The following is a 21,301-nucleotide window of genomic DNA, read 5'->3' on the forward strand; positions in this document are numbered from 1 at the left end:
ATGGCAAAAACAATTAAAGAATCCGCGGAATTACTTGGTATTTCAACGCAAGCGATCTATAAGCGGATTAAAAATATGGATGACAACCAGTTGGCAACGTTCTTGACAACCGATGAAAATGGGGTCAGGATGTTGACCGAAGAAGGGTTGGAATTTATTGGTGGAGACCGCAAAGAACCAGTAACAGCTTCGACTGAGGAGACTCAAGAAGCTGGCAAGAGCAATCAGACTCAAGAGACTCAAATGGTCAGTTGGCTACAGGAAGAAATCAGTAAATTAAACGATGAATTAAAGGTTGAACGGGAAAACTCACGTGAGTTAACACGAAAACTAATCAAAATAACAGAGAATCAGCAAGCCTTATTAGGTCACAATATGGGCATGAAACAAGTCGAGACAAAGGCAACGGTACAGCGAATTGACGAGACAGACGATGAAGTAGAGAAGGAAACTATCACGGAAGAGCCAGCTGCTAAACCGGCTGATCTGAAGACAGAGCCCTCACTAAATGAAGATGAATCAAAAGGCTTTTTTTCCCGTCTCTTTAAAAAATAAACGATTTAAACTTGCAAATATAACCTGGAATTATACCTATACCAATTTTAAAATAGGCAGCAAAAAAGACACTTAAGCTCACGGGCTTAGTGTCCTTTTTTTGCTATTGTGTCCGTGTTAATAATTGGCTAGTTAAGGTGTAAAGAGTATCCTTAAGGGCTTGATTGGACGTCGAAAGTTTGGAAATTTCTTTTAAAGCTTTCGTTGTATGGGTCTGCGCTAAGGCATGAGCTGCTTCAATCCCGCCATTTTCTTGGACTAATTCAAAGACTTTTTCAGCATCCTGATCGGTCATCTCTTCTCGTTTCTCAAGGTAAGGCAATAAAGCCTGAGAATTATGTTTTAAAGCGTAAAGTAATGGCAAACTGTAAACACCCTGCTTAACATCCTCTAAAACAGGTTTCCCGATAGTGGCGGCATCTTGGGAATAGTCTAAAATATCGTCAATAATTTGAAACGTGATACCAATAGACCCACCGATTTGTTTGGCTTTATTGGCAAACAAGTCAGAACAGCCACTTTCATAGGCACCTACAAAACAACTTAAGGCAAATAATTCAGCTGTTTTACCAGAAATGTTGGCTAAATAGCGATCGATGGTCATAGTCGTGTCATAGCGGTTATCCATTTGACCCAATTCACCTGAGAGGATTTTCTCCATGCTTTTGGCATTGAGTTGAATGCTCTTTAGTGACGAGGCATAATCGGCCAACAACTTGAAACAACTGACGAAAAGATAATCACCAGCATAGACAGCCACATCTTTTCCAAACTGACTTTGAACGGTTGGTAAATTACGTCGAATATCTGCTTCGTCCACGATGTCATCGTGAATTAAAGTCGCCGTATGGAGAGTTTCCATGGCCGCAGCTAAAGCAATCGCTTTGTCTTTATCATAGTCTTTTCCAAACTGTGAAAACAGGAGTAAATAAGCGGGTCTTAACAATTTACCACCAGAGTGGATCATGGTTAAAATGGCCTTTTCAACGTCTTTATTAGATAAATTGATGGTCTTTTCCATCAATGTTAAGGTAGCTTTGAGATCTTTGGACAAATCAGGGTAATCGTGCCATAATTTGTGTATTTTCATGAGTGTACTCCTTATAAAAAATAATGCCCAGACAGATAATCATATTGTGATAATGGCTTATCGAGACGCTTCGTACTCCTTTTGAAAGGTGTTCAGTGTTTTGACATGCTGCAGGAGATAGTTGGCAGCAATACCAACCGCAATACCTGCTAGAATCCCAATGCCTGAGAGAATCGGTAAGTAAAGCATAACCGACCATGAACGGGCGATAAAACTCGCCATGGCTAACTGACCAACGTTGTGTAAAAAACCACCGACAGAACTAATGCCGATTACGCTGACTCGTTTTGGACCCAATTGTTTCGTCAAGAGCATGCCGACATAGCTTAAAAGAGCACCAGCAGCACTGTAAAGCAAGGTTGAGACAGTTCCACCTAGTAAGGTGGTTAAGATCAAGCGCAGACAAACGAGAAAAAAACTTTCACGTTTGGGCATCGTAAAGATGGCGATAATCGTAATTAAATTAGCTAATCCTAATTTAGCTCCAGGGGCGATGGCAAAAGGAAAAGGAATCATATTTTCAAGTAAGCCAATGATAACGCCTTGAGCTACTAGGAGTGAAATATAGATGAGCCGTTTATTCTTATTCATATGTTTCCTCCAGATTGATTAGCTAAGTATATCATAAATAGTAAGGATGTCATGCCATATAATAGACGAATAATTGATTTTTTATCAAAATAAAGTTCTAAGGGAACTTCCCTTAGAACTTTATTTGAGGGTTCAGGGAATCAATCATTCCTTAAACTGTTCTGAGTGGTGCTATTCGCTTCGCCCGTACATCGATTTCGTTTCACCGTACCACCATTTACCAAGTGTCCGTTGTAACCATGGCACAACCCACTTGTCTAAACCAATCGCTCTTCCTGAGCCATTCATTAGAGCAAAGGCAACGGGGATAAACCAAATGTTTACCCAATAGAACATACCAGATAAACAGAAAGCTGCTACTAAGGCAATTGTCGAAGCACTTGCTAACCAAGTGAAGAGACCAGCAATTAAGGCTAAGGCAATTAAAATTTCAAAAATAGTCATGAATTTTTGGAAGAATAGAGCCACTTCTTTGTTAGGCATCATAAATTCCATCACAGAAGCAAACCATTTTGGCATGTGATCAAAGACCATCATCGGTTCTTCACCGTAAGCATAACTTAAACCAAAGTGTGCAACAGCTTCTGTTCCAGCTTCAACTGCACCAGAGGCTCCCGTTGTCGCTTCAGCCGCACCAGAAGCACCACTTGTGGCCGCTTCTTGTAACCAAGGGAATGGGAAGACCACATTGTCAGTGAACCAAGAGCCTTGACCAAACCAAGTAGATGGTTTCAAGTAATCCCCTGTTCCGACGACTTTTTTCATGGATTCCACTAACCACATTAAGCCATAGAAGACACGCAGTGGCACAGACCATAAGACGTTACCATAACGTGATGAGTGACCACGAGCAACGTTACGCTCATCTTTAATATGGAAGAATTCATGCATCACATATTGGAAAGCGTAGTAACCTGTCCGAATGTCCAGGAAATATTTCAAGTTAATCATGTGTTTCATTAAGATGGCCATGAAGCCACTTAAATGGATTTTTTCAAAGAGACAAGCCACACCGTATTTAGAGCCAATAGACACCATAAAGCCTTGATAGTTCCCTTTATAAGCGTGTTTTTCAGTGCCATTAACTTCAGCGACAATATTCATGGCAGCACAATGACCAGTTCCTTCAGCTGCTTGAACAATTTGTGGTGTTGGTGTGTTTTCGAATTCTTCGTAGTACACCAAGTCTCCAACAACGTATACGCCTTTGTCTTCAAAGCCTTTTGCTTGTAAAAACTCATTGGCAACTAAACGATTCGCACGTGCAGATTCCATTTCAAAGGCCTTAGCATCACTGTTAGCTTGCACACCTGCTGTCCAAATCAGTGTATGAGTCGGAATTTTTTCACCGTTCTTCAACGTAATAGCATCTGCTGATACTTCAACGATTGGTGAGTTTTTAAGGATTTGAATTCCTTTTTTGACCATAAAGCGTTCGGCTTTACCAGCATCATTGCGGTCCAACATATTTAAAATAGTTGGAGCGGCTTCGACTACTAATAATGAAATTTCGTCAGCCGTTAACTTATTGTCTTTTGCTAGACGGTCCTTCCAGTCTAATAATTCGCCGACCATTTCAATCCCAGTAAAACCAGAGCCACAGACAACAAAAGTCAACATGGCTTTACGTAAAGCCGCGTCTGGTTCTAAGGCTGCTTTTTTAACCGTAGCCTGAATATGTTCTCTTAGTTTAATGGAATCTTCCATCGACCATAAGGTGAAGCCATTTTCTTTAACGCCAGGTGTTCCAAAATCATTCGGTTCGCCACCCATGCCAAGCATGATGTAATCAAATGGGTATTCGCCATTTTCAGTGATGACAACCTTATTTTCTTTGTCGATGTTGGTGACATTATCTGTCACTAGAGTAACGTTTTTCCGTTTGCAGAATAAACGTTGTAAGTCATATTGAATCGCAGTCGGTTCAACACGGCCACCAGCTACTTCGTGCAGTTCGGTCATCATTGTTTGGTAGGAATGACGATCGATTAGCGTAATTTCAACATCTGGATTTTTTTTCAGTTTTTTAGATAGTGTTTTTGTGCCAAACACACCTGAATATCCAGCCCCTACTACGACGATCTTAGTCTTTGCCATAGTTTTAACCTCTCCTTTAAATAAATATACTTTGTACAAAATAATTGCTTTGAAAATAATTACACAATCTAATTAATTATATAACCAAATGACTCAGAAGTCTAATATATTTTCCGTTTATCACAAATTTATGAGAAAAAACCAATAAAGGTATCTTATTAAAACAGGAATTATGTGAAATAAGTGAAAAAATAAAATTGTTATTGCATTGTGTGAAAGAATGAGATAAACTGATTATGTAAAATATTTCACAATTAGGATTGTACAAAGTGAAAAAATAAGGAAAAGGTGGAAGAATTATGAAATCAACAAAATTTGTTACAGGGTTTGCGGTATTAGCATTATCAACTTTGGCACTGGCGGCTTGTTCACCAGATAACAAAGCGGATGATACAAAAGCATCATCGTCAAAAACAGAGGAAACATCAAAATCATCTGAAAAAACTGAAGAGTCAACAGAAGCAACGAAAGTAGCAGGTGGCGATTTACAAGATGGTACCTTTACGTTAGAAGAAAAAAATGAAAACAATGGCTATAAAGCAACTTTCTCAATCGTTGTTAAAGATGGCAAAATTGTTGAATCTAAATACGACAACGTCAATGCTGAAGGTAAATCTAAAGTAGACGATGAAGAGTACCAAAAAATGATGAAGGATAAAGCGGGTGTTGGTCCAGTTGAATTTATCCCTGAATTGAACAAATCATTGGTTTCTGCGCAATCTGCGGATGGTGTTGAAGTCGTTACAGGAGCAACTCATTCAACAGCGTCATTTAAAAACTATGCACAACAATTAATTCAAGCGTCTCAAGCTGGTAAAACAGATAAGATTGAAATTGACAATGGCGCTGACTTAAAAGACGGCGAGTACACATTAGAAGAGAAAAATGATTCTAACGGTTACCACACAGTCTTTACAATTGTTGTCAAAGACAAAAAAATTACGGAATCTAAATATGACAATGTCAACGCTGAAGGCAAGTCTAAAGTAGACGATAAAGACTACAATGAAATGATGAAAGAAAAAGCTGGCGTTGGCCCAGCAGAATTCATCCCAGCATTAAACAAAGCGCTAATCGATGCGGAAGATCAATCACCAGCTAATATCGATGTGGTAACGGGAGCAACTCATTCAACTCATACGTTCCAAATGTATGCTGAACAATTAGTTAATGCCGCTGAAAAAGGCGACACAACTAAAATTGAAGTAGACAATATTGTCATGGGTAAATAATCGTAGATTAATCTTGAGAAACAACAAGTTCTGAGACCAGAGCTTGTTGTTTTTCTATTTGACAAGTAATAAAATTTTATTAAACTATTGCCTGGTTTTGTATAATGAAAGAAAAAGAGGTAAACTAACAATGGCAAGAAATTAACCAGTCAAGCATTTAGTGAGGTACCTTTAGCCGTTAACTGATAAAATAAAGAAAATCAGTTGGTTGAAAACACTGATAAAGCTTAGTTGAATTAGGGGAGGATAAAATGAATAAAAAGCATAAGATAGTTGTTGGAATTAGTTTGTTTTTACTTTTAGGACTAACAGCTTGCAGCAATAAAAAGGAAGAAGCAGTTATTAACAAAGAAGCCTACAGTGATCAGCAATTTTTAATGGGAACATACGTTAAAATGCAGATTTATGACGATGGCAAAGAGGCGGTATTAAAAAAGGGCTTTGACAGAGTAAAAGAACTGGCTGCGGAGATCACGGTTAACGAGCCAGGCTCTGAAATCGATAAAATCAATGAGCAGGCTGGGATAAAACCGGTAAAAGTTTCAGATGATGTTTATCCGTTAATAAAAAAAGCCTATCAATACAGTGAAGAGTCAGACGACGGTTTTGATCTATCAATCGGACCCATTACCCAACTTTGGCATATCGGTTTTGATGATGCCCGTAAACCAGAGCAAAGTGAAATTGATGAGGCTTTAAAATTAGTTAAACACGAGCAAGTGATTCTTGACGATAAAGAACAGACAGTCTACTTAGAGAAAAAAGGCATGGAATTAGACCTAGGTGCAATTGCTAAAGGCTATATCACCGATGAAGTGGTCAAAGTCTTTAAAGCGAATGATGTGACAACGGCGATTGTGGACTTAGGTGGGAATGTCTATGTTTTAGGCCACAGCCCGCGGAAAGAAAACAGCGACTGGAAAGTGGGCATTCAAGATCCCAATCAAGCGCGGAACACCATTGTTGGATCGGTGCCAGCGTCAAATCAATCACTGGTAACATCAGGTATCTACGAACGAAATTTAAAAGTCAACGGCGAAACCTTCCACCACTTGTTTAATCCGAAAACAGGCTATCCATTCGATAATGAAATTGCCGGTGTCACGATTATTTCTCAGGAATCAATCGATGGTGACGGGCTGTCGACGGCCATTTTTTCAATGGGTGTTAAAGAGGGCATGGCTCACATCAATCAGTTAAAAAATGTTGATGCCATTTTTGTTACCTTAGACGATAAATTATATTTAAGTAGTGGTGTGAAAGAAACATTTGAGTTAAATAAAGAGTCTGGTTATGAAATTGGCGATATTCGCGAGTTAAAGTAAGGGAGTGAGTCGATGACCATTAGTACGTTTTTTAAATTAGTTGAAATCCAAACCAAACTGGCCAGTCTTTTTCCCTTTTTAATAGGTGTTCTCTTTTCAATGTATTACTTCCAGACCTTTAAATGGGAAACAACCCTAATCTTTTTCGCGGGAATGTTGGTTTTTGATATGACCACAACGGCGATTAATAATTTTATGGACTTTAAAAAGGCTAAAAATGATGAGTATAAGTATCAAACAAATATTGTTGGTCAAGCAGGGCTGAAAGAACCAGAGGTCAGACGTTTAATTACAATTATGTTGATTTTTTCAGCCCTAGTAGGTGCTTATTTAACTTATGCAACAGGTTGGTTGATGTTAATTATGGGAGGCGCTTGTTGCTTTATTGGTGTTTTTTACACCTTTGGACCAGTGCCTTTATCACGAATGCCTCTAGGTGAAGTCTTTAGTGGGGTCGTTATGGGGTTGGGCATCTTTATGATGACAATATACGTTAATACTTACGATTTACAATTTTTCTATCTGGCCATTGATCATTGGCAATTTGTCATTCACGGCGATATCAAACCGTTGTTAGCCATTGTTTGGGCCTCCTTGCCGATGATTTTTACCATTGCCAATATTATGTTAGCCAATAATCTTTGTGATTTAGATGAAGATATTGGCAATCACCGCTACACCTTGCCTTTCTATATCGGCCGAGAAAATGGTGTGAAATTATTTAATGTCTTAATGTACGGCTGTTATGTGACGATTGTGATTGGTGTGGCATTTCACGTGTATCACTGGAGTATGCTGATCGTCTTGTTGACACTGCCTTTAGTGATAAAAAATGTTCGCATTTTTAATGGGGAACAAGTGAAAAGTAAAACCTTTGTGATATCGTTGAAAAATTTGGTGATCTTAAATGGTGCCCAAATTGTCGGCTTATTGTTGGGGTTGATTTTCACAAAATAAGAAAAAAGCGGCGTCTCTGGATAGAGTTAGCCGCTTTTTTTTTAATAAGAGGTCAGACTGATTTCGCCAGACGATAAGGTTAATTGTTCACCATTATCAAGGTTGACAACCAACTCACCGCGGTCATTCACGGTGGTGGCAGTTCCTTTACAAGGTTGGCGATTGTAAGTGAACGTCACCTCTCTTCCCAGAACCAGTGAACGTTCTCGATACTCATCAATCACCGGTTGAGTTGCTTGGTTGGCAAGGAGCTGGTAAAACTCATTTAAAAAAGTTGCCACAAATTGGTTGCGGGAAACTTTTGCATAACCGTCAGGAAAAACAGATGTTGCCTTGTGGCGCAACTCTTCAGGAAAGTCTTCCATCGTTAAGGTATAGTTGGTACCAGCACCAATGATGACCGAGCCAATGGTTTGTGTTTCCACATCGGTCATAGCCTCTGATAAAATGCCACAGACTTTTTGCTGATCGATAAAAACATCGTTCACCCATTTAATCATGACCTTTCGATCTTGAAAATGTTCAATTGCTCGGGCGATTGCGACAGCAGTTATTAAGGTATATTGGGCAACTTCAGAAAATTGTTGGTTAGCGTGAAGCAACAGGCTAAAGTAGACTCCCTGTCCGCTGTCAACGGCAAAGTATTCACGACCAAAACGACCCCTAGTTTTCGTTTGCTTATTGACTAATAGCAATGTATTAGTTGGGGCCCCGTCAATCGCCATTTTTTTTAAGGTTTGATTGGTTGATTCAAGTTCATCCACAATTTGAATGGACAACTTGGGCGTCGTTGGTGCCAGATAAAGGTTGATGCCTTCGGCTGTTAGGACATCCGATGCCAGATAGGTGTAGCCTTGATTCGTAACACTTTCAATGTGATGACCCTCTTTTTTTAGTTCATTTATGGCTTTCCAAATGGCTGTTCGTGAAAGAGACAGCTTAGTTGCTATGGTTTCACCGGAGATGGGCGTTCCTTGGTTTTCTAATAAAATGGTTAGTACAGCACTTTTAGTTGACATAAGGGCCTCCTTTTTCTTTTATTGTAAAGGAGGTTGTCAGATTGTCAACCTGAAAACAACTTTCAATCGTCTGATTGGTTGATTCCTCACTCAAAAATCAGTCGCAATTCTGAGTGGAATACAGACCAAAGACTGATTTCTTTAAGGGGAAGAAGAGGTATACTTATTTTATTGAGTTAGCGATGAAGCTAATGAAAGCAAGTGGTCGGACTGGCTTTAGTGATTTTTTTAGTCACATCAATTGGCTTATAAACCTTATAAGCAAGGTTCGACGAAAATAAGGAGGAGAAAAAGTGGATAAAGTTCAATACAATTGTGATAAATGCGGCAATCAACATTTTGTGTCTGACCAGTTTCAAGCAACAGGGGGGAATTTTGCCAAGATTTTTGATGTGCAAAATAAAAAATTTATTACAATTAGTTGTTCCCGTTGTGGGTTTACTGAATTGTACAAAGGTGAAACAACAGAAGGCTGGGATATTTTAGACTTCCTAATGGGGGGCTAGAGTCTCACTTACCTTGGCTATTAAAAAGAAACGTCACACGAAAGTGTGACGTTTCTTTAGTTTAAGCTAACAATAGAGAATCATCTTTAATAACGGTGCCGCTTTGTTTATGAAAGAGGTCCAGTAAATCAGCCACTGTTAAGTTTTGTTTGGCTTCCCCGGAGATATCTACGGCAATTGTTCCCTGATGTAACATAATCAGACGGTTTCCGTGTTTAATGGCGTCTTCCATGTTGTGAGTGACCATAAAAGCAGTCAGCTGTTGCTCGGTAATTAACTGTTCCGTTAATGCCATAACAAGGGCAGATGTTTTAGGGTCCAAAGCAGCCGTATGTTCGTCAAGTAAGATTAATTCTGGTTTGACGATGGTGGCCATTAACAAGGTAATGGCTTGGCGTTGACCGCCAGATAAAAGGCCAATTTCCGCTTGAAGACGGTCTTCTAAGCCAAGGTTAAGGGTCGCTAATTGTTCCCGGAAAAAGTCCCGGTTAATGGCTTTAACCCCTTTAGTAAAGCCACGAGATTTGCCACGTTTTAATGCGATGGCCAAGTTTTCTTCAACTGTTAAGCGGACAGCTGTCCCCATTTTAGGGTCTTGAAAGACCCGGCTGATTTGCTTGGAGCGCTTAACCACATTTTGTTTGGTAATATTTTTTGCACCAAGGAACATCTGCCCCTCTTCAATCGGCAATGTGCCAGCGATACTGTTGAGCAAAGTTGATTTTCCAGCACCGTTGCCTCCGATTATCGTAATAAAATCACCTTGATTAATCTCGAGATTAATGCCCTTTAGGACGTGATTTTCGTTGACAGTCCCTCGTTCAAAATACTGATGCAAGTTCTTTATTTCTAAAATTGCGGTCATTTAGCTGCCACTCCTTTCCCGGTTTTGCGGCGCATTTTTTTCTTGATGAGTGGAAGCGACAAGCATAGGATGAGAATTAAAGCTGAAAATAATTTGTTGTCATTTGCTTCGATAGGAAATTCCAAAATAATAGCTAAAATAAACCGATAAATAATGGCTCCCAAAACGATTGAACACATTCTAAAGAAAAGTGGTTGGCTGGCAAATAAAACTTCCGAGATGATGATGGATGCTAGGCCAATCACAATCGTGCCAACACCAGCATTTAAGTCAGCAAAGCCATTGTTTTGAGCCAATAGGGCACCGCTGAGAGCGATACAACCATTGGAGATCATGTACCCTAAAATTTTGGTAGTGTGAGTGTTAATTCCGTTGGCTTCACTCATTTCTAAGTTATCGCCAGTTGCCACGATTGATAACCCAATTTCGGTGCGGAAAAAGACATATAAAGCGGCGATTACAAGGACGACAATAATTAGACCCACAACAATTACGGCATTTTCTTTGTTAAGGCCGAGAGACTCAATACTGGAAAAAAGCCGTTTTTCTCCAAGCAAAGAGACATTTGGTTTTCCCATGACCCGGGAGTTAATCGAATAAAGACCTGTCATAGTAATAATTCCAGCCAAAAGAGCGGGAATTTTTAATTTTGTGTGAAGTAAACCTGAGACCAATCCAGCTAACATGCCGCCACAAAAACCAAGTAAGGTACCGATAACGGGGGATAACCCGTTGACGATGGCTGTTGCCGCAATGGCACCACCTAAAGGGAAGGTCCCTTCGGTGGTTAAGTCAGCCACATCGAGAATGCGATAAGTGATAAATACACCAATGGCCAGTAAAGACCACAAGAGGCCCTGTGAAATTGATGATATCGCAATTGAAGGCAAGTTTGTTATTATATTACTGAGAATTTCCATATTAACTATCTCTTTTCTACTAAAAACAGTGTTTGTTTTAGGTTATTTAGGTGCTTTGATGCTAGCTGGATCAATACCCAGAGCTTTTGCCATCTCTTCGTTAACAAATAAAGTAGAGTCTGTTGAATATTCAACAGGCATGTCAGCCGGTTTGGCTTCGCCTCTTAGGATTTTAGCTGCCATGTGTCCTGTTTGTTTGCCAAGAGATTTGTAGTCAATGCCGAAAGTGGCTAAGCCCCCTTCTTCGATTTGACCAACAGATGCGGCAATCACGGGAATTTTTTCTTCTTTTGCGACTTCACCAACCACTGCAGCAGCACTGGCGAAAGTATTGTCAGTTGGGATATAGATGGCATCCACATTTTTCGCTAAACTGGAAGTGACTTGTTGGACATCATTAGTTGAATTGGCTGTTTTTTCGCTGACTTTTATGCCAGCTTTTTCTAAGGCTTTTTTCGCAATATTTGCTTGGATAATCGAGTTGGCTTCACTGGCGTTGTACATGATGCCGACCGTTTTGGCATCTGGCACGATGCTTAGGAGTAAGTCGATTTGTTTTTCAATTGGCCCCATGTCACTGGTTCCTGATAAGTTGCCGCCAGGTTTTTCGTTACTTTCAACTAACTTCGCTTCGGCCAAATCAGTGACAGCTGTTACTAGAATAGGGATGTCCGTTGTTTCATTTAACAAGGATTGAGCTGCCGGTGTGGCAATACCCAGAATTAAATCAGGTTTTGCTTTAACTAGCTTCTCACTCATACTCTTTAAGTTATCTTGGTTATTTTGGGCATTTTGATACTCAATGGTTAAGTTGTCGCCCTCTTTAAACCCTTCTTCTGCCAAAGCCTCTTTAAATCCTTCGTAGGTAGCATCCAGAGACTCATGTTCAACTAATTGAAGCACCCCAACTGATTTTTTGTCTGAGCCTGAGTCAGAAGCCTCACCATTTTTATTGCCACTACCGCAAGCCGCTAAACTCGCCATTGCGACGCCAGCGATTAATAAAAGACCTAATTTCGATTTCATTTTGTTTTCCTCCGGTTTCTCTGTTTTTTTATATATAAAAAGCCATTTAGATACTCAGATCTAAATGGCTGCTCAATTTAATATACGCTTAAAATTGTTTAGTCACCACTTAGATTTTAAAATCCTACGTGGCGTTTATCTTGACGACAAAACTCTCTAGCCCACATAGATACAAAACATTGTTTGCACCCATGAATCATGACTACAAACCCTATCTAAAGAAGCTAAAGTAAGTGTTATTCAGTTGTGTGGTATGTAAGTGAGTCATATGAAAAAACCTCCACAAATTTCAAGATGTTTCCAGTATAGGGCATTCAACAAAGGTTTGTCAACTATTTTTTTGAATAGTCAGACAATTGCAGAAGGGGGGATTCTTAAAGAGCGTTGAGATAAATTTAGCCGGTTTCTAACGAATGCCATTTTTTGTTAATCCTTCGGTAGTTAAACAGCTAGTTTGAGGGACCTTTCCTTTAAATAACACGTGAATTAAATAACGGAAGGTAAAAGATGTTCTATGCTTTTTTTTTAATATTTGATATGATAGGAAGAGACAAGGACTGAAACCCTTTTCGAATCACGTCATGAAAGTTGGGAAGACACATGAAATTAACGATTAAAGATATTGCCAATAAAGCAGGAGTTTCAACCACAACTGTTTCGCAAATTTTAAATAATAAAGGCAGCCGCTTCAGCGATGAAACACGCCAAAAAGTGTTAGATATTGTCGAAGAATTTAATTACAAACCGGATTTCTTTGCCCAAAGCATGATTACTAAACGCTCAAAAACCATTGGGATGATCGTGCCAGACGTGACCGACTTTTTCTTTTCAAAGTTAATTGAAGGGGTCGAAACTTATCTAAATTCTCTAGGTTACATGATTATTCTTTGTAATTCTAAACACGATGTGTCATTGGAGAAAAAGTACTTTGATGAGCTAATGCATCGGGCAGTGGAAGCCATGATCATTGCTACGCCAAATGTCCTGGATCAGGAGATTATGGAGGTGGTTTTAAGTAAACAACCCCACTTGCCACTGATTCTCGTTGATATGGGGAAAAATCAACGAAATGAAGGAAAATTAATTGTGGAAGAATATCGGGGTGTTTATGAAGCTGTTAGTTATTTAATCGATCAGGGACACCGTCAAATTGGCTTTTTGCGTGAAGTCGACGATTATTATCAGTTGTCTGAACGGATTACGGGTTATTTGAATTGCCTAGAAGATCGGGAGATTGAGTATAACGATTTACTAATCGAGGAGAGTTTTCTGACAATTGAAGGCGGATATGAAGGAACAGCTAAATTATTAGCCAAAAACAAGGGACAATTGACAGCCTTAGTGTGTACTAATGACCAAATGGCAGTTGGGGCCTATCAAGCCATCCACGAAGCTGGGCTGAGAGTACCAGAAGATATTTCGGTAATTGGCTTTGACGGACTAGAGATCGGCAAGTTTCTAGCACCAGCTTTAACAACGGTTTATCAGCCTGTTTTTGACATTGGCTTTTCTGCAGCAAAGTTTGCCGTTGATGCGATTGATAACCCACATTCACGGATTCCCAATAAAATATTCCCGACAAATTTGATTATTAGAAATAGTGTAAAACGGTTGACTAGTTAAAATAATGATGCTATCATGTTAAATGAAAGCGGTTGATAGCCGTATGTTGTTAAAGGTAAAACGTTTTACTATTTTTATTTTTACCTTTTCGACAAATTTCGTTATAATAGTGAAGACATATAGGGGGATAAATAACAATGAGAATGATCGACCTGATTGAGAAGAAACGAGCAGGTAAAGAGCTAACAAAGACAGAGATTGATTTTTTCGTAAAAGGTTTAACCGACGGTACGATTCCTGATTATCAAGTCAGCGCGTTCCTGATGACTATTTTTTATGAAGACATGAGTGATGAAGAAATTACCGCATTGACCTTAGCTATGGCTAATTCAGGAGATGTGATTGATTTATCTTCTATTAACGGCATTAAAGTAGATAAGCATTCTACAGGTGGCGTTGGTGATACAACGACAATCGTCTTAGCGCCTTTAGTTGCGAGTATTGGTGTGCCTGTCGCTAAAATGTCTGGTCGCGGTTTAGGCCATACAGGTGGCACAATCGATAAGTTAGAAGCAATCCCTGGTTTCCAAGTTGAATTACCGAATGATAAATTTATTCAACTGGTGAATGAGAGTCAAGTTGCTGTTACTGGCCAATCCGGTGATCTTGCCCCCGCAGACAAAACCTTGTACGCCTTAAGAGATGTAACAGCAACTGTCGATTCCATTCCACTGATTGCCAGTTCGATCATGAGCAAGAAAATTGCGTCAGGTGCGGATGCCATCGTCTTGGATGTCACAACAGGTGATGGTGCCTTTATGAAAAATATTGACGATGCCACTCGTTTGGCTGAGACCATGGTCCGTATCGGTGAGTTAGCTGGTCGTCGGACGATGGCGGTGATTTCCGATATGTCTCAACCCTTAGGTGAGGCCATTGGTAACTCAATTGAAATCGTGGAAGCGATTGAAACACTGCAAGGCAAAGGGCCAGAAGATTTAACTGAGATGGTCTATGTCTTAGGAAGTCAGATGGTTGTTCTAGCAGGTCATGCTAAAACATTGGAAGAAGCCCGAGGCATGTTAGTTGAAGCTTTGGAATCTGGCAAGGCTCTTGAGAAATTTAAAGAGATGATTAAAAATCAAGGGGGCGACCCAGATGTGGTCGATCACCCAGAAAAAATGGGCGTAGCCAAGTATACCTTCGTTTTACCAGCTAAAAGTAGTGGCTGTGTTCGAGAAATACAAGCCGAAAGCATCGGTGTTGCTGCCATGTTATTAGGAGCCGGACGCAAGACAAAAGAAGACATGATTGATTATACCGTCGGGGTTAAATTACATAAAAAGGTGGGCATGGATGTTACCGAAGGGGAACCACTGGTGACCATTTATGCTAATCGCGAGAATGTGGATGACGTGAAGAAGATGTTGTACGACAATATTGAAATCGGGGAAACCGTTGAAGAACCACAGTTAGTTAGAAAAATAGTCACTAAATAAGGCGTTGTATGAAGGGACAAGGAGAGGTGAGCAATGAGTTTCAATCGAAAAATTGACCATACGCTGTTAAAAGCAGATGCTAAGGAAGCTGATATCAAAAAATTGATTAACGAGGCTAAAAAACATCAATTTTATTCTGTTTGTGTCAACCCGACATGGGTCAAATTAGCCAGTGAGCTTCTATTAAAAGAACCCGTTGCTGTTTGCACGGTGATTGGATTTCCCCTAGGAGCTAATACAACCGAAGTCAAAGCTTTTGAAACCCGTGATGCCATTGCTAATGGTGCGGATGAAATCGACATGGTTATTAATATCGGGCAGTTAAAAGCAGGGAATGAGGCCTTTATTAAAGAAGACATTGCAGAGGTTGTGAAGGCAGCTAAAGACAAGGCGTTAGTCAAGGTCATTATTGAAACGAGTTTATTAACTAATGATGAGATCGTCACCGCTAGTCGTTTAGCCAAGGAAGCAGGAGCGGATTTTGTTAAAACATCCACCGGCTTTTCCACGGGAGGCGCCAAAGTTGAAGATGTGGCCTTGATGCGTGCAACCGTTGGTCCTGAGATGGGAGTTAAAGCCTCTGGCGGGATTCATCATGCCAAAGAGGCTCAAGGGATGATTGATGCAGGTGCGACACGCCTTGGAACGAGTGCCAGTATTGCCATTACAGAGGAGTAAAAAAGCTTTTTTTAAAGGAGAGTGTTGTCAGTGAAAGAACAATGGATCAAGGAAGCGCGCCAAGTCTATCAGCGAGCCTATGTTCCTTATTCAAAATTTCCTGTGGGAGCGTGTTTAGTTACTAAAGATGATCAGATTTTTACAGGGGTTAATATTGAGAATGCCTCTTTTGGCTTAACCAATTGTGCCGAGCGAACAGCCTTTTTTAAAGCTGTGTCAGAAGGACATCGTGACTTTAAGCACTTGGTGGTTGCAGGAGATACCGATGACCCCATTTCGCCGTGTGGCGCCTGTCGTCAAGTGATGGTCGAATTTTGTGATCCGACCATGCCAGTGACACTGGTTAACAAAGATGGCGTTACAAAAGAGATGACAGTCGGAGAGTTAATGCCATATTCATTTACGGAAGAACAACTATAATTTCTTTGTGATTTAATCGGTCAGCAATGGCTGTTAAATAAAAAAAATATACAGGGGGCTTTACAAGATGAAGACATCGAAAAAGATTGGATTGGGTTTATTAACACTAGGTTTAGCTGCAACTTTGGTAGCATGTGGCGGAGGCGGTAAAGACAAAGCAACTGACGAGAGTAAAGCAAGTGGCAGTGATGGTGCTTCAAGTGATAAATATTCTGCAGCCTTAGTAACTGACTTAGGCGGCGTTGATGACCGCTCATTTAACCAGTCTGCTTGGGAAGGTCTACAAAAATGGGGGAAAGAAAATGGGAAAGAAAAAGGAACAGGTGGTTTCACTTATTACCAATCCAACTCTGACCAAGACTTTACGCCTAACTTAAATACAGCTGTTAACGATGGTTTTAACATCATCTTCGGTATTGGATTCAAATTGAAAGACGCGATTGCAGAAGTAGCAGCAGCTAACACTGACAAGCACTTTGCGCTAATCGATGATGTTATTGAAGGTCAAGACAACGTAGCATCTGTTATTTTTTATGATAACGAAGCGTCTTACTTAGCTGGTGTAGCAGCAGCTATGGCAACAGAATCTAATAAAATTGGATTTGTAGGTGGACAAGAAGGCGAAGTAATCGGCCGTTTTGAAGCTGGTTTCATCGCTGGAGCTAAATCAGTTAATAAAGACATTGAAGTAGACGTTAAATATGCTGGTTCATTTGGTGATGCAGCAAAAGGAAAATCAATTGCTGCAGCAATGTACAAGAGCGGTATTGATGTAATTTTCCACGCTTCAGGTGACACAGGTAACGGTGTCTTTGCAGAAGCGAAAGACATCATGAAAGCTGACGATAGCAAAAAAGTTTGGGTTATCGGCGTTGACCGTGACCAACATGATGAAGGTGACTACGGTAAAGGTAATGTAACATTGACATCTACGCTTAAAGCTGTTGGTACAGTTGTTGAAGATATCATCAAACAAGATCAAGATGGAAAATTCCCTGGTGGCGAAACATTGGTTTATGGTTTGAAAGATGGCGGTGTTGATTTGACAGAAGGTCAATTAAACGACGTGAACAAAGACATCCAACCAGCCATTGACAAAGCAAAAGAAGACATCAAAGCTGGTACGATTGAAGTGCCACAAAAACCATAAGCTTCTTTAACAACAGGCGCCATAATTAAGATGATTTAAAGTGTTTCAGAGTTATCAGTCATATCGGATAAGAGTTAGGTCTCTTATCCTGATTATGGCTTAGAAATGTTGGGTATTAGCTCTACTTAGTCAGTTACGACACCGTAATAGTTAGGAAGTGAAAACAGTGAATGAATCACAATACGTGATTGAAATGGAGAACATCACCAAAGAATTTGGAACGTTCAAAGCCAATGACAATATTAATTTACGCGTTAAAAAAGGTGAGATTCACGCATTACTTGGAGAAAATGGTGCAGGGAAATCAACGTTGATGAATATTTTATCAGGGTTGTTGGAACCAACTTCAGGCACGATTCGCATCAATGGCGTGGAAAAACAAATCAATAATCCAACAGTTGCTAACCAGCTGGGCATCGGGATGGTTCATCAGCATTTTATGTTGATTGATAACTTTACGATTGCCGAAAATATTATTCTTGGTAGTGAACCGACAAATGCTGGTGTGGTGGATCACAAAAAAGCTTACCAGGATATTATGGCGGTTTCGGAAAGATATGGCTTTAAAATTGAGCCAGATCAACTCGTGAGTAATGTCAGTGTGGGGATGCAGCAACGGGTGGAAATCATTAAAACCTTGTATCGTGGTGCTGAAATTTTGATTTTTGACGAGCCAACAGCAGTCTTAACCCCTCAAGAAATCGATGAATTGATTTCAATTATGCACGGGTTAGTCGATGAAGGTAAATCAATTGTTATCATTACTCATAAATTAGATGAAATTAAAGCAGTAGCTGATCGCTGTACCGTTATTCGTCGTGGACAAAGTATTGATACAGTGAATGTGGCAGATGTATCACAACAAGAACTGGCTGATTTGATGGTAGGTCGTTCGGTTTCCTTTAAGACACCAAAAGGCCCCTCGCATCCGACTCATCCAGTACTGGAAATCAAAGAGTTAGTCGTCAAAGAAAATCGCGGTCTCGATGCCGTCAAAGGGTTGAATTTAGAAGTAAGAGCCGGAGAGGTTCTGGGAATCGCTGGAATCGATGGCAATGGTCAAAGTGAATTATTACAAGCCATTTCTGGTATGCGTAAAGTTGAAAGTGGTACTATCACAATCAATGGAAAAGAGATGACCAATAGTCGTCCTAGAAGCATTACGGAAAACAGCTTTGGACACGTTCCAGAAGACCGTCATCGTTATGGCCTTGTTTTACCCATGTCCGTTGCGGAAAATATCGCCTTACAAACCTACTATAAAGCTCCATTAAGTCAATACGGCATTCTAAAGTATCCAACGATTAATAGCTTTGCCCGTGAATTAATAGAAGAGTTTGATGTACGGACAGTTAATGAATTAGTACCAGTGAGATCATTATCTGGTGGTAATCAGCAAAAAGCAATTATTGCCCGAGAAATTGCTCGCGATCCGGACTTGTTAATGGTGGCCCAACCAACACGTGGTCTAGATGTTGGGGCAATCGAATACATCCATAAGCGTTTAATTGAACAACGGGACAATGGAAAAGGTGTTTTACTTGTGAGTTTTGAGCTTGACGAAATATTAAATGTATCAGATCGCATCGCTGTGATGTTTGAAGGCGACATTGTCGGGATTGTTGATCCTGCAGAAACAACAGAACAAGAACTTGGTTTACTAATGGCCGGCGTTTCGTTAACAGAGGCTCGTAGAATGTTAGCTGAGGGGCAGGAAGGGGTTGGTGCAAGTGAGTAAGTCGAATAAACCTTGGGTCAACATAGCCGTACCGCTAATCTCAGTTATTTGTGGCCTACTGCTTGGTGCCATTATTATGTTAGTGTCAGGCCATGATCCGATTGCTGGGTATGGTGCCATGTTAAAGGGGGCTTTTGGACGTCCTTATAACATCGGTGAAGTGTTACGTTTAGCAACACCGATTATATTAACCGGGTTAGGATTTTCAGTTGCGAATGCTGCTGGTTTCTTTAATATCGGGCTTGCAGGTCAAGCTTTGGCCGGCTGGATTGCCGCTGTGGCAATCGGCATGTCATTTCCCGATTTACCCAAATTAATTTTAATACCTTTAGCGATTGTTGTGGGGGCCTTAGCGGGCGCTTTATGGGCCGGAATTGCCGGTGTGTTAAAAGCTCAGTTTGGCACCAGTGAAGTTATCGTAACAATCATGTTGAACTATACCTTGCTTTACATCAGTAACCATTTAGTTCGTCATGTTTTCACTCAGGACAAGGATGCGACTCCCATTTTAGGCGCAAATGCTAGTCTGCGGGTGGAGTGGTTAACTAAATTAACTCAGGGATCACGATTGAATTTAGGGATTTTCCTGGCGATAATCATGATCGGCCTAGTCTGGCTTTTGATGAACCGGACAACAACGGGCTTTGAATTACGTTCGGTGGGATTAAATCCTGATGCGTCAACCTATGCAGGGATGAACGCTAAGAAAAACATTATTTTAGCTATGCTAATCTCTGGTGCTTTAGCTGGTTTAGGAGGCGTGGTAGATGGCTTGGGAACATTCCAAAACCTCTACATTTTAAGTGCAGCCCCAAGTATCGGGTTTGATGGTTTGGCGGTTTCATTGTTAGGCGGCGGTAATCCAATAGGGATTTTCTTCTCAGCTCTCTTGTTTGGGGTCCTTAAAATTGGTGGCTTAAGCATGCCTGGTGGCGCCAACGTTCCAAGTGAAATTGTCGACATCGTGATTGCCTCAATTATCTTCTTTGTGGGAATCAGTTATGCCATTCGTTTTATCATAGATAAACTATCATCAAAAAAAGTTGTGACTAAGGGAGGCGTTTAGAATGGACCAATTTATTTCAACTGTTGCAACTGTCGTATCATCAACCTTGGTCTATTCAGCTCCGTTAATTTTGACGGCTCTTGGAGGAACCTTCTCTGAGCGCGGTGGTGTGGTTAACGTTGGGTTGGAAGGTATTATGACAGTCGGTGCGTTTAGTGGTGCTGTCTTCAACTTGGCTATGGTTGGCACGTTTGGTGCATGGACTCCTTGGGTTTCAATGATTTTTGGTGGTCTAGTCGGCATGCTGTTTTCATTGATTCATGCAGTCGCCACTATTAATTTACGAGCAGATCATATTGTCAGTGGTACGGTAGTCAATTTAATGGCACCGGCTTTAACGGTCTTCTTAACAAAAATGCTCTTTGACGGTCATGGTCAGACGGATATGCTCCAAGCAACTCTAGGGAAAGCTACGGTACCGGTTTTAAATAAAATTCCGATTATTGGCGAGATTTTCTTTAAAGGAACATCGGCAGCGGCTTACTTTGCCATTATTGTGGCATTCGTGGCATACTTTATCATCTTTAAAACGAAGTTCGGTTTACGTCTACGTTCAGTCGGTGAAAACCCACAAGCGGCAGACACTTTGGGCATCAACGTTTATGGAATGAAATATGCAGCTGTTCTAACGTCCGGTTTTCTTGGCGGAATGGGAGGAGCGGTAGCCGTTCAATCCATCTCTGGTCAATTCTCCGTGACGACCATTGCTGGACAAGGATTTATTGCTATGGCAGCGATGATCTTTGGTAAATGGAACCCAATAGCTGTTATGGGAGCCGCTTTGTTCTTCGGCTTGTCCCAAAGCTTAGGCGTAATCGGTGGCATGATTCCGGGAATCAGTGCATTGCCAGAAGTATACATGCAAGCTATGCCATATGTCTTAACGGTGATTGTATTAGTGCTCTTTATCGGAGGCGCTCAAGGACCGAAAGCCAATGGTCAAACTTACATAAAATCTAAATAATAAAAGGACGTGCCAAGATGAAAGCTTACTTTCGGTCTCT

Annotated in this window: 20 protein-coding genes; 13 read left to right on the forward strand and 7 right to left on the reverse strand. The window is 40.5% G+C overall.

From position 1 onward, the window contains the following. A complete protein-coding gene (locus tag RWN13_RS10200) occupies positions 1 to 555 on the forward strand; it encodes a hypothetical protein (RefSeq protein ID WP_314062991.1) in 555 nt (184 codons plus the stop codon). Positions 556 to 658: 103 nt separating this feature from the next. On the opposite strand, the gene RWN13_RS10205 is transcribed toward RWN13_RS10200, so the two are convergent. The 3 genes from RWN13_RS10205 to RWN13_RS10215 form a co-directional block, all read right to left on the reverse strand. Then, positions 659 to 1,645 carry a polyprenyl synthetase family protein gene (locus tag RWN13_RS10205; RefSeq protein ID WP_314062994.1) on the reverse strand — a complete coding sequence of 329 codons (987 nt, stop codon included), beginning with the start codon at positions 1,643 to 1,645 and terminating at the stop codon, positions 659 to 661. 57 nt (positions 1,646 to 1,702) lie between these two features. Further along, positions 1,703 to 2,236: a Gx transporter family protein gene (locus tag RWN13_RS10210; RefSeq protein WP_314062997.1), complete on the reverse strand. Its 534-nt coding sequence runs from the start codon at positions 2,234 to 2,236 to the stop codon at positions 1,703 to 1,705. Between the two features lie 171 nt (positions 2,237 to 2,407). After that, positions 2,408 to 4,333 (reverse strand): NAD(P)/FAD-dependent oxidoreductase, encoded by a 1,926-nt coding sequence (locus RWN13_RS10215; RefSeq protein WP_314062999.1) that lies wholly within the window; start codon positions 4,331 to 4,333, stop codon positions 2,408 to 2,410. Between the two features lie 299 nt (positions 4,334 to 4,632). Here RWN13_RS10215 and pplA point away from each other — a divergent pair, with 299 nt between their 5' ends. From pplA to menA, 3 genes are all read left to right on the forward strand, one after another. After that, entirely contained in the window at positions 4,633 to 5,565 is a 933-nt protein-coding gene (pplA, locus tag RWN13_RS10220; protein WP_314063001.1) for an extracellular electron transfer flavoprotein PplA, read from the forward strand. A gap of 251 nt (positions 5,566 to 5,816) precedes the next feature. Then, the gene (locus RWN13_RS10225) at positions 5,817 to 6,890 is read left to right on the forward strand and encodes an FAD:protein FMN transferase (RefSeq protein ID WP_314063004.1); all 1,074 of its coding nucleotides are present in this window, start codon (positions 5,817 to 5,819) and stop codon (positions 6,888 to 6,890) included. Positions 6,891 to 6,902: 12 nt separating this feature from the next. Continuing rightward, positions 6,903 to 7,847 (forward strand): 1,4-dihydroxy-2-naphthoate polyprenyltransferase, encoded by a 945-nt coding sequence (gene menA / locus RWN13_RS10230; protein WP_314063007.1) that lies wholly within the window; start codon positions 6,903 to 6,905, stop codon positions 7,845 to 7,847. A gap of 41 nt (positions 7,848 to 7,888) precedes the next feature. Here the strand turns inward: menA and RWN13_RS10235 are convergent, their stop codons facing one another. Continuing rightward, positions 7,889 to 8,866 carry a biotin--[acetyl-CoA-carboxylase] ligase gene (locus RWN13_RS10235; RefSeq protein WP_314063009.1) on the reverse strand — a complete coding sequence of 326 codons (978 nt, stop codon included), beginning with the start codon at positions 8,864 to 8,866 and terminating at the stop codon, positions 7,889 to 7,891. Positions 8,867 to 9,159: 293 nt separating this feature from the next. On the opposite strand from RWN13_RS10235, the gene RWN13_RS10240 reads away from it, so the two are divergent. Then, positions 9,160 to 9,372: a zinc ribbon domain-containing protein gene (locus RWN13_RS10240; RefSeq protein ID WP_314063010.1), complete on the forward strand. Its 213-nt coding sequence runs from the start codon at positions 9,160 to 9,162 to the stop codon at positions 9,370 to 9,372. Between the two features lie 61 nt (positions 9,373 to 9,433). Here RWN13_RS10240 and RWN13_RS10245 read toward each other — a convergent pair whose 3' ends face one another. From RWN13_RS10245 to RWN13_RS10255, 3 genes are read right to left on the reverse strand one after another with little or no spacing between them, the layout of a single operon-like run. Next, a complete protein-coding gene (locus RWN13_RS10245) occupies positions 9,434 to 10,237 on the reverse strand; it encodes an ATP-binding cassette domain-containing protein (RefSeq protein ID WP_314063013.1) in 804 nt (267 codons plus the stop codon). Continuing rightward, positions 10,234 to 11,157 carry an ABC transporter permease subunit gene (locus RWN13_RS10250; protein ID WP_314063015.1) on the reverse strand — a complete coding sequence of 308 codons (924 nt, stop codon included), beginning with the start codon at positions 11,155 to 11,157 and terminating at the stop codon, positions 10,234 to 10,236. Before RWN13_RS10250 ends, RWN13_RS10245 begins: the two co-directional genes overlap by 4 nt. A gap of 42 nt (positions 11,158 to 11,199) precedes the next feature. Further along, the gene (locus tag RWN13_RS10255) at positions 11,200 to 12,183 is read right to left on the reverse strand and encodes an ABC transporter substrate-binding protein (RefSeq protein ID WP_314063017.1); all 984 of its coding nucleotides are present in this window, start codon (positions 12,181 to 12,183) and stop codon (positions 11,200 to 11,202) included. A 600-nt stretch (positions 12,184 to 12,783) separates the two neighbouring features. Here RWN13_RS10255 and RWN13_RS10260 point away from each other — a divergent pair. From RWN13_RS10260 to RWN13_RS10295, 8 genes are all read left to right on the forward strand, one after another. Next, positions 12,784 to 13,806 (forward strand): LacI family DNA-binding transcriptional regulator, encoded by a 1,023-nt coding sequence (locus RWN13_RS10260; RefSeq protein ID WP_314063019.1) that lies wholly within the window; start codon positions 12,784 to 12,786, stop codon positions 13,804 to 13,806. 137 nt (positions 13,807 to 13,943) lie between these two features. Further along, positions 13,944 to 15,245 carry a pyrimidine-nucleoside phosphorylase gene (locus tag RWN13_RS10265; protein WP_314063021.1) on the forward strand — a complete coding sequence of 434 codons (1,302 nt, stop codon included), beginning with the start codon at positions 13,944 to 13,946 and terminating at the stop codon, positions 15,243 to 15,245. Between the two features lie 33 nt (positions 15,246 to 15,278). Next, positions 15,279 to 15,923 carry a deoxyribose-phosphate aldolase gene (gene deoC, locus RWN13_RS10270; RefSeq protein WP_314063024.1) on the forward strand — a complete coding sequence of 215 codons (645 nt, stop codon included), beginning with the start codon at positions 15,279 to 15,281 and terminating at the stop codon, positions 15,921 to 15,923. Between the two features lie 24 nt (positions 15,924 to 15,947). After that, positions 15,948 to 16,343: a cytidine deaminase gene (locus tag RWN13_RS10275; protein ID WP_399553651.1), complete on the forward strand. Its 396-nt coding sequence runs from the start codon at positions 15,948 to 15,950 to the stop codon at positions 16,341 to 16,343. Positions 16,344 to 16,410: 67 nt separating this feature from the next. Continuing rightward, positions 16,411 to 17,493, forward strand: coding sequence for a BMP family protein (locus tag RWN13_RS10280; protein WP_314063028.1), 1,083 nt, complete (start codon positions 16,411 to 16,413; stop codon positions 17,491 to 17,493). A 166-nt stretch (positions 17,494 to 17,659) separates the two neighbouring features. After that, positions 17,660 to 19,231, forward strand: a complete 1,572-nt coding sequence (locus RWN13_RS10285; RefSeq protein ID WP_399553652.1) for an ABC transporter ATP-binding protein — start codon at positions 17,660 to 17,662, stop codon at positions 19,229 to 19,231. Continuing rightward, entirely contained in the window at positions 19,224 to 20,297 is a 1,074-nt protein-coding gene (locus RWN13_RS10290; protein WP_314063030.1) for an ABC transporter permease, read from the forward strand. The genes RWN13_RS10285 and RWN13_RS10290 overlap by 8 nt, the downstream gene beginning before the upstream one ends. A gap of 1 nt (position 20,298) precedes the next feature. Further along, positions 20,299 to 21,261 carry an ABC transporter permease gene (locus tag RWN13_RS10295; protein ID WP_314063033.1) on the forward strand — a complete coding sequence of 321 codons (963 nt, stop codon included), beginning with the start codon at positions 20,299 to 20,301 and terminating at the stop codon, positions 21,259 to 21,261. Positions 21,262 to 21,301: the final 40 nt, after the last annotated feature.

Source organism: uncultured Vagococcus sp. (assembly GCF_963518325.1).
GTDB lineage: Bacteria > Bacillota > Bacilli > Lactobacillales > Vagococcaceae > Vagococcus_D.

Coding starts and splice junctions, on each gene's coding strand:
- RWN13_RS10250 (WP_314063015.1), bottom strand. CDS start 11,157: ATGGAAATTCTCAGTAATATAATAACAAACTTGCCTTCAATTGCGATA.
- RWN13_RS10245 (WP_314063013.1), bottom strand. CDS start 10,237: ATGACCGCAATTTTAGAAATAAAGAACTTGCATCAGTATTTTGAACGA.
- RWN13_RS10295 (WP_314063033.1), top strand. CDS start 20,299: ATGGACCAATTTATTTCAACTGTTGCAACTGTCGTATCATCAACCTTG.
- RWN13_RS10210 (WP_314062997.1), bottom strand. CDS start 2,236: ATGAATAAGAATAAACGGCTCATCTATATTTCACTCCTAGTAGCTCAA.
- RWN13_RS10255 (WP_314063017.1), bottom strand. CDS start 12,183: ATGAAATCGAAATTAGGTCTTTTATTAATCGCTGGCGTCGCAATGGCG.
- RWN13_RS10205 (WP_314062994.1), bottom strand. CDS start 1,645: ATGAAAATACACAAATTATGGCACGATTACCCTGATTTGTCCAAAGAT.
- RWN13_RS10225 (WP_314063004.1), top strand. CDS start 5,817: ATGAATAAAAAGCATAAGATAGTTGTTGGAATTAGTTTGTTTTTACTT.
- RWN13_RS10235 (WP_314063009.1), bottom strand. CDS start 8,866: ATGTCAACTAAAAGTGCTGTACTAACCATTTTATTAGAAAACCAAGGA.
- deoC (WP_314063024.1), top strand. CDS start 15,279: ATGAGTTTCAATCGAAAAATTGACCATACGCTGTTAAAAGCAGATGCT.
- menA (WP_314063007.1), top strand. CDS start 6,903: ATGACCATTAGTACGTTTTTTAAATTAGTTGAAATCCAAACCAAACTG.
- RWN13_RS10260 (WP_314063019.1), top strand. CDS start 12,784: ATGAAATTAACGATTAAAGATATTGCCAATAAAGCAGGAGTTTCAACC.
- RWN13_RS10265 (WP_314063021.1), top strand. CDS start 13,944: ATGAGAATGATCGACCTGATTGAGAAGAAACGAGCAGGTAAAGAGCTA.
- RWN13_RS10280 (WP_314063028.1), top strand. CDS start 16,411: ATGAAGACATCGAAAAAGATTGGATTGGGTTTATTAACACTAGGTTTA.
- RWN13_RS10215 (WP_314062999.1), bottom strand. CDS start 4,333: ATGGCAAAGACTAAGATCGTCGTAGTAGGGGCTGGATATTCAGGTGTG.
- pplA (WP_314063001.1), top strand. CDS start 4,633: ATGAAATCAACAAAATTTGTTACAGGGTTTGCGGTATTAGCATTATCA.
- RWN13_RS10200 (WP_314062991.1), top strand. CDS start 1: ATGGCAAAAACAATTAAAGAATCCGCGGAATTACTTGGTATTTCAACG.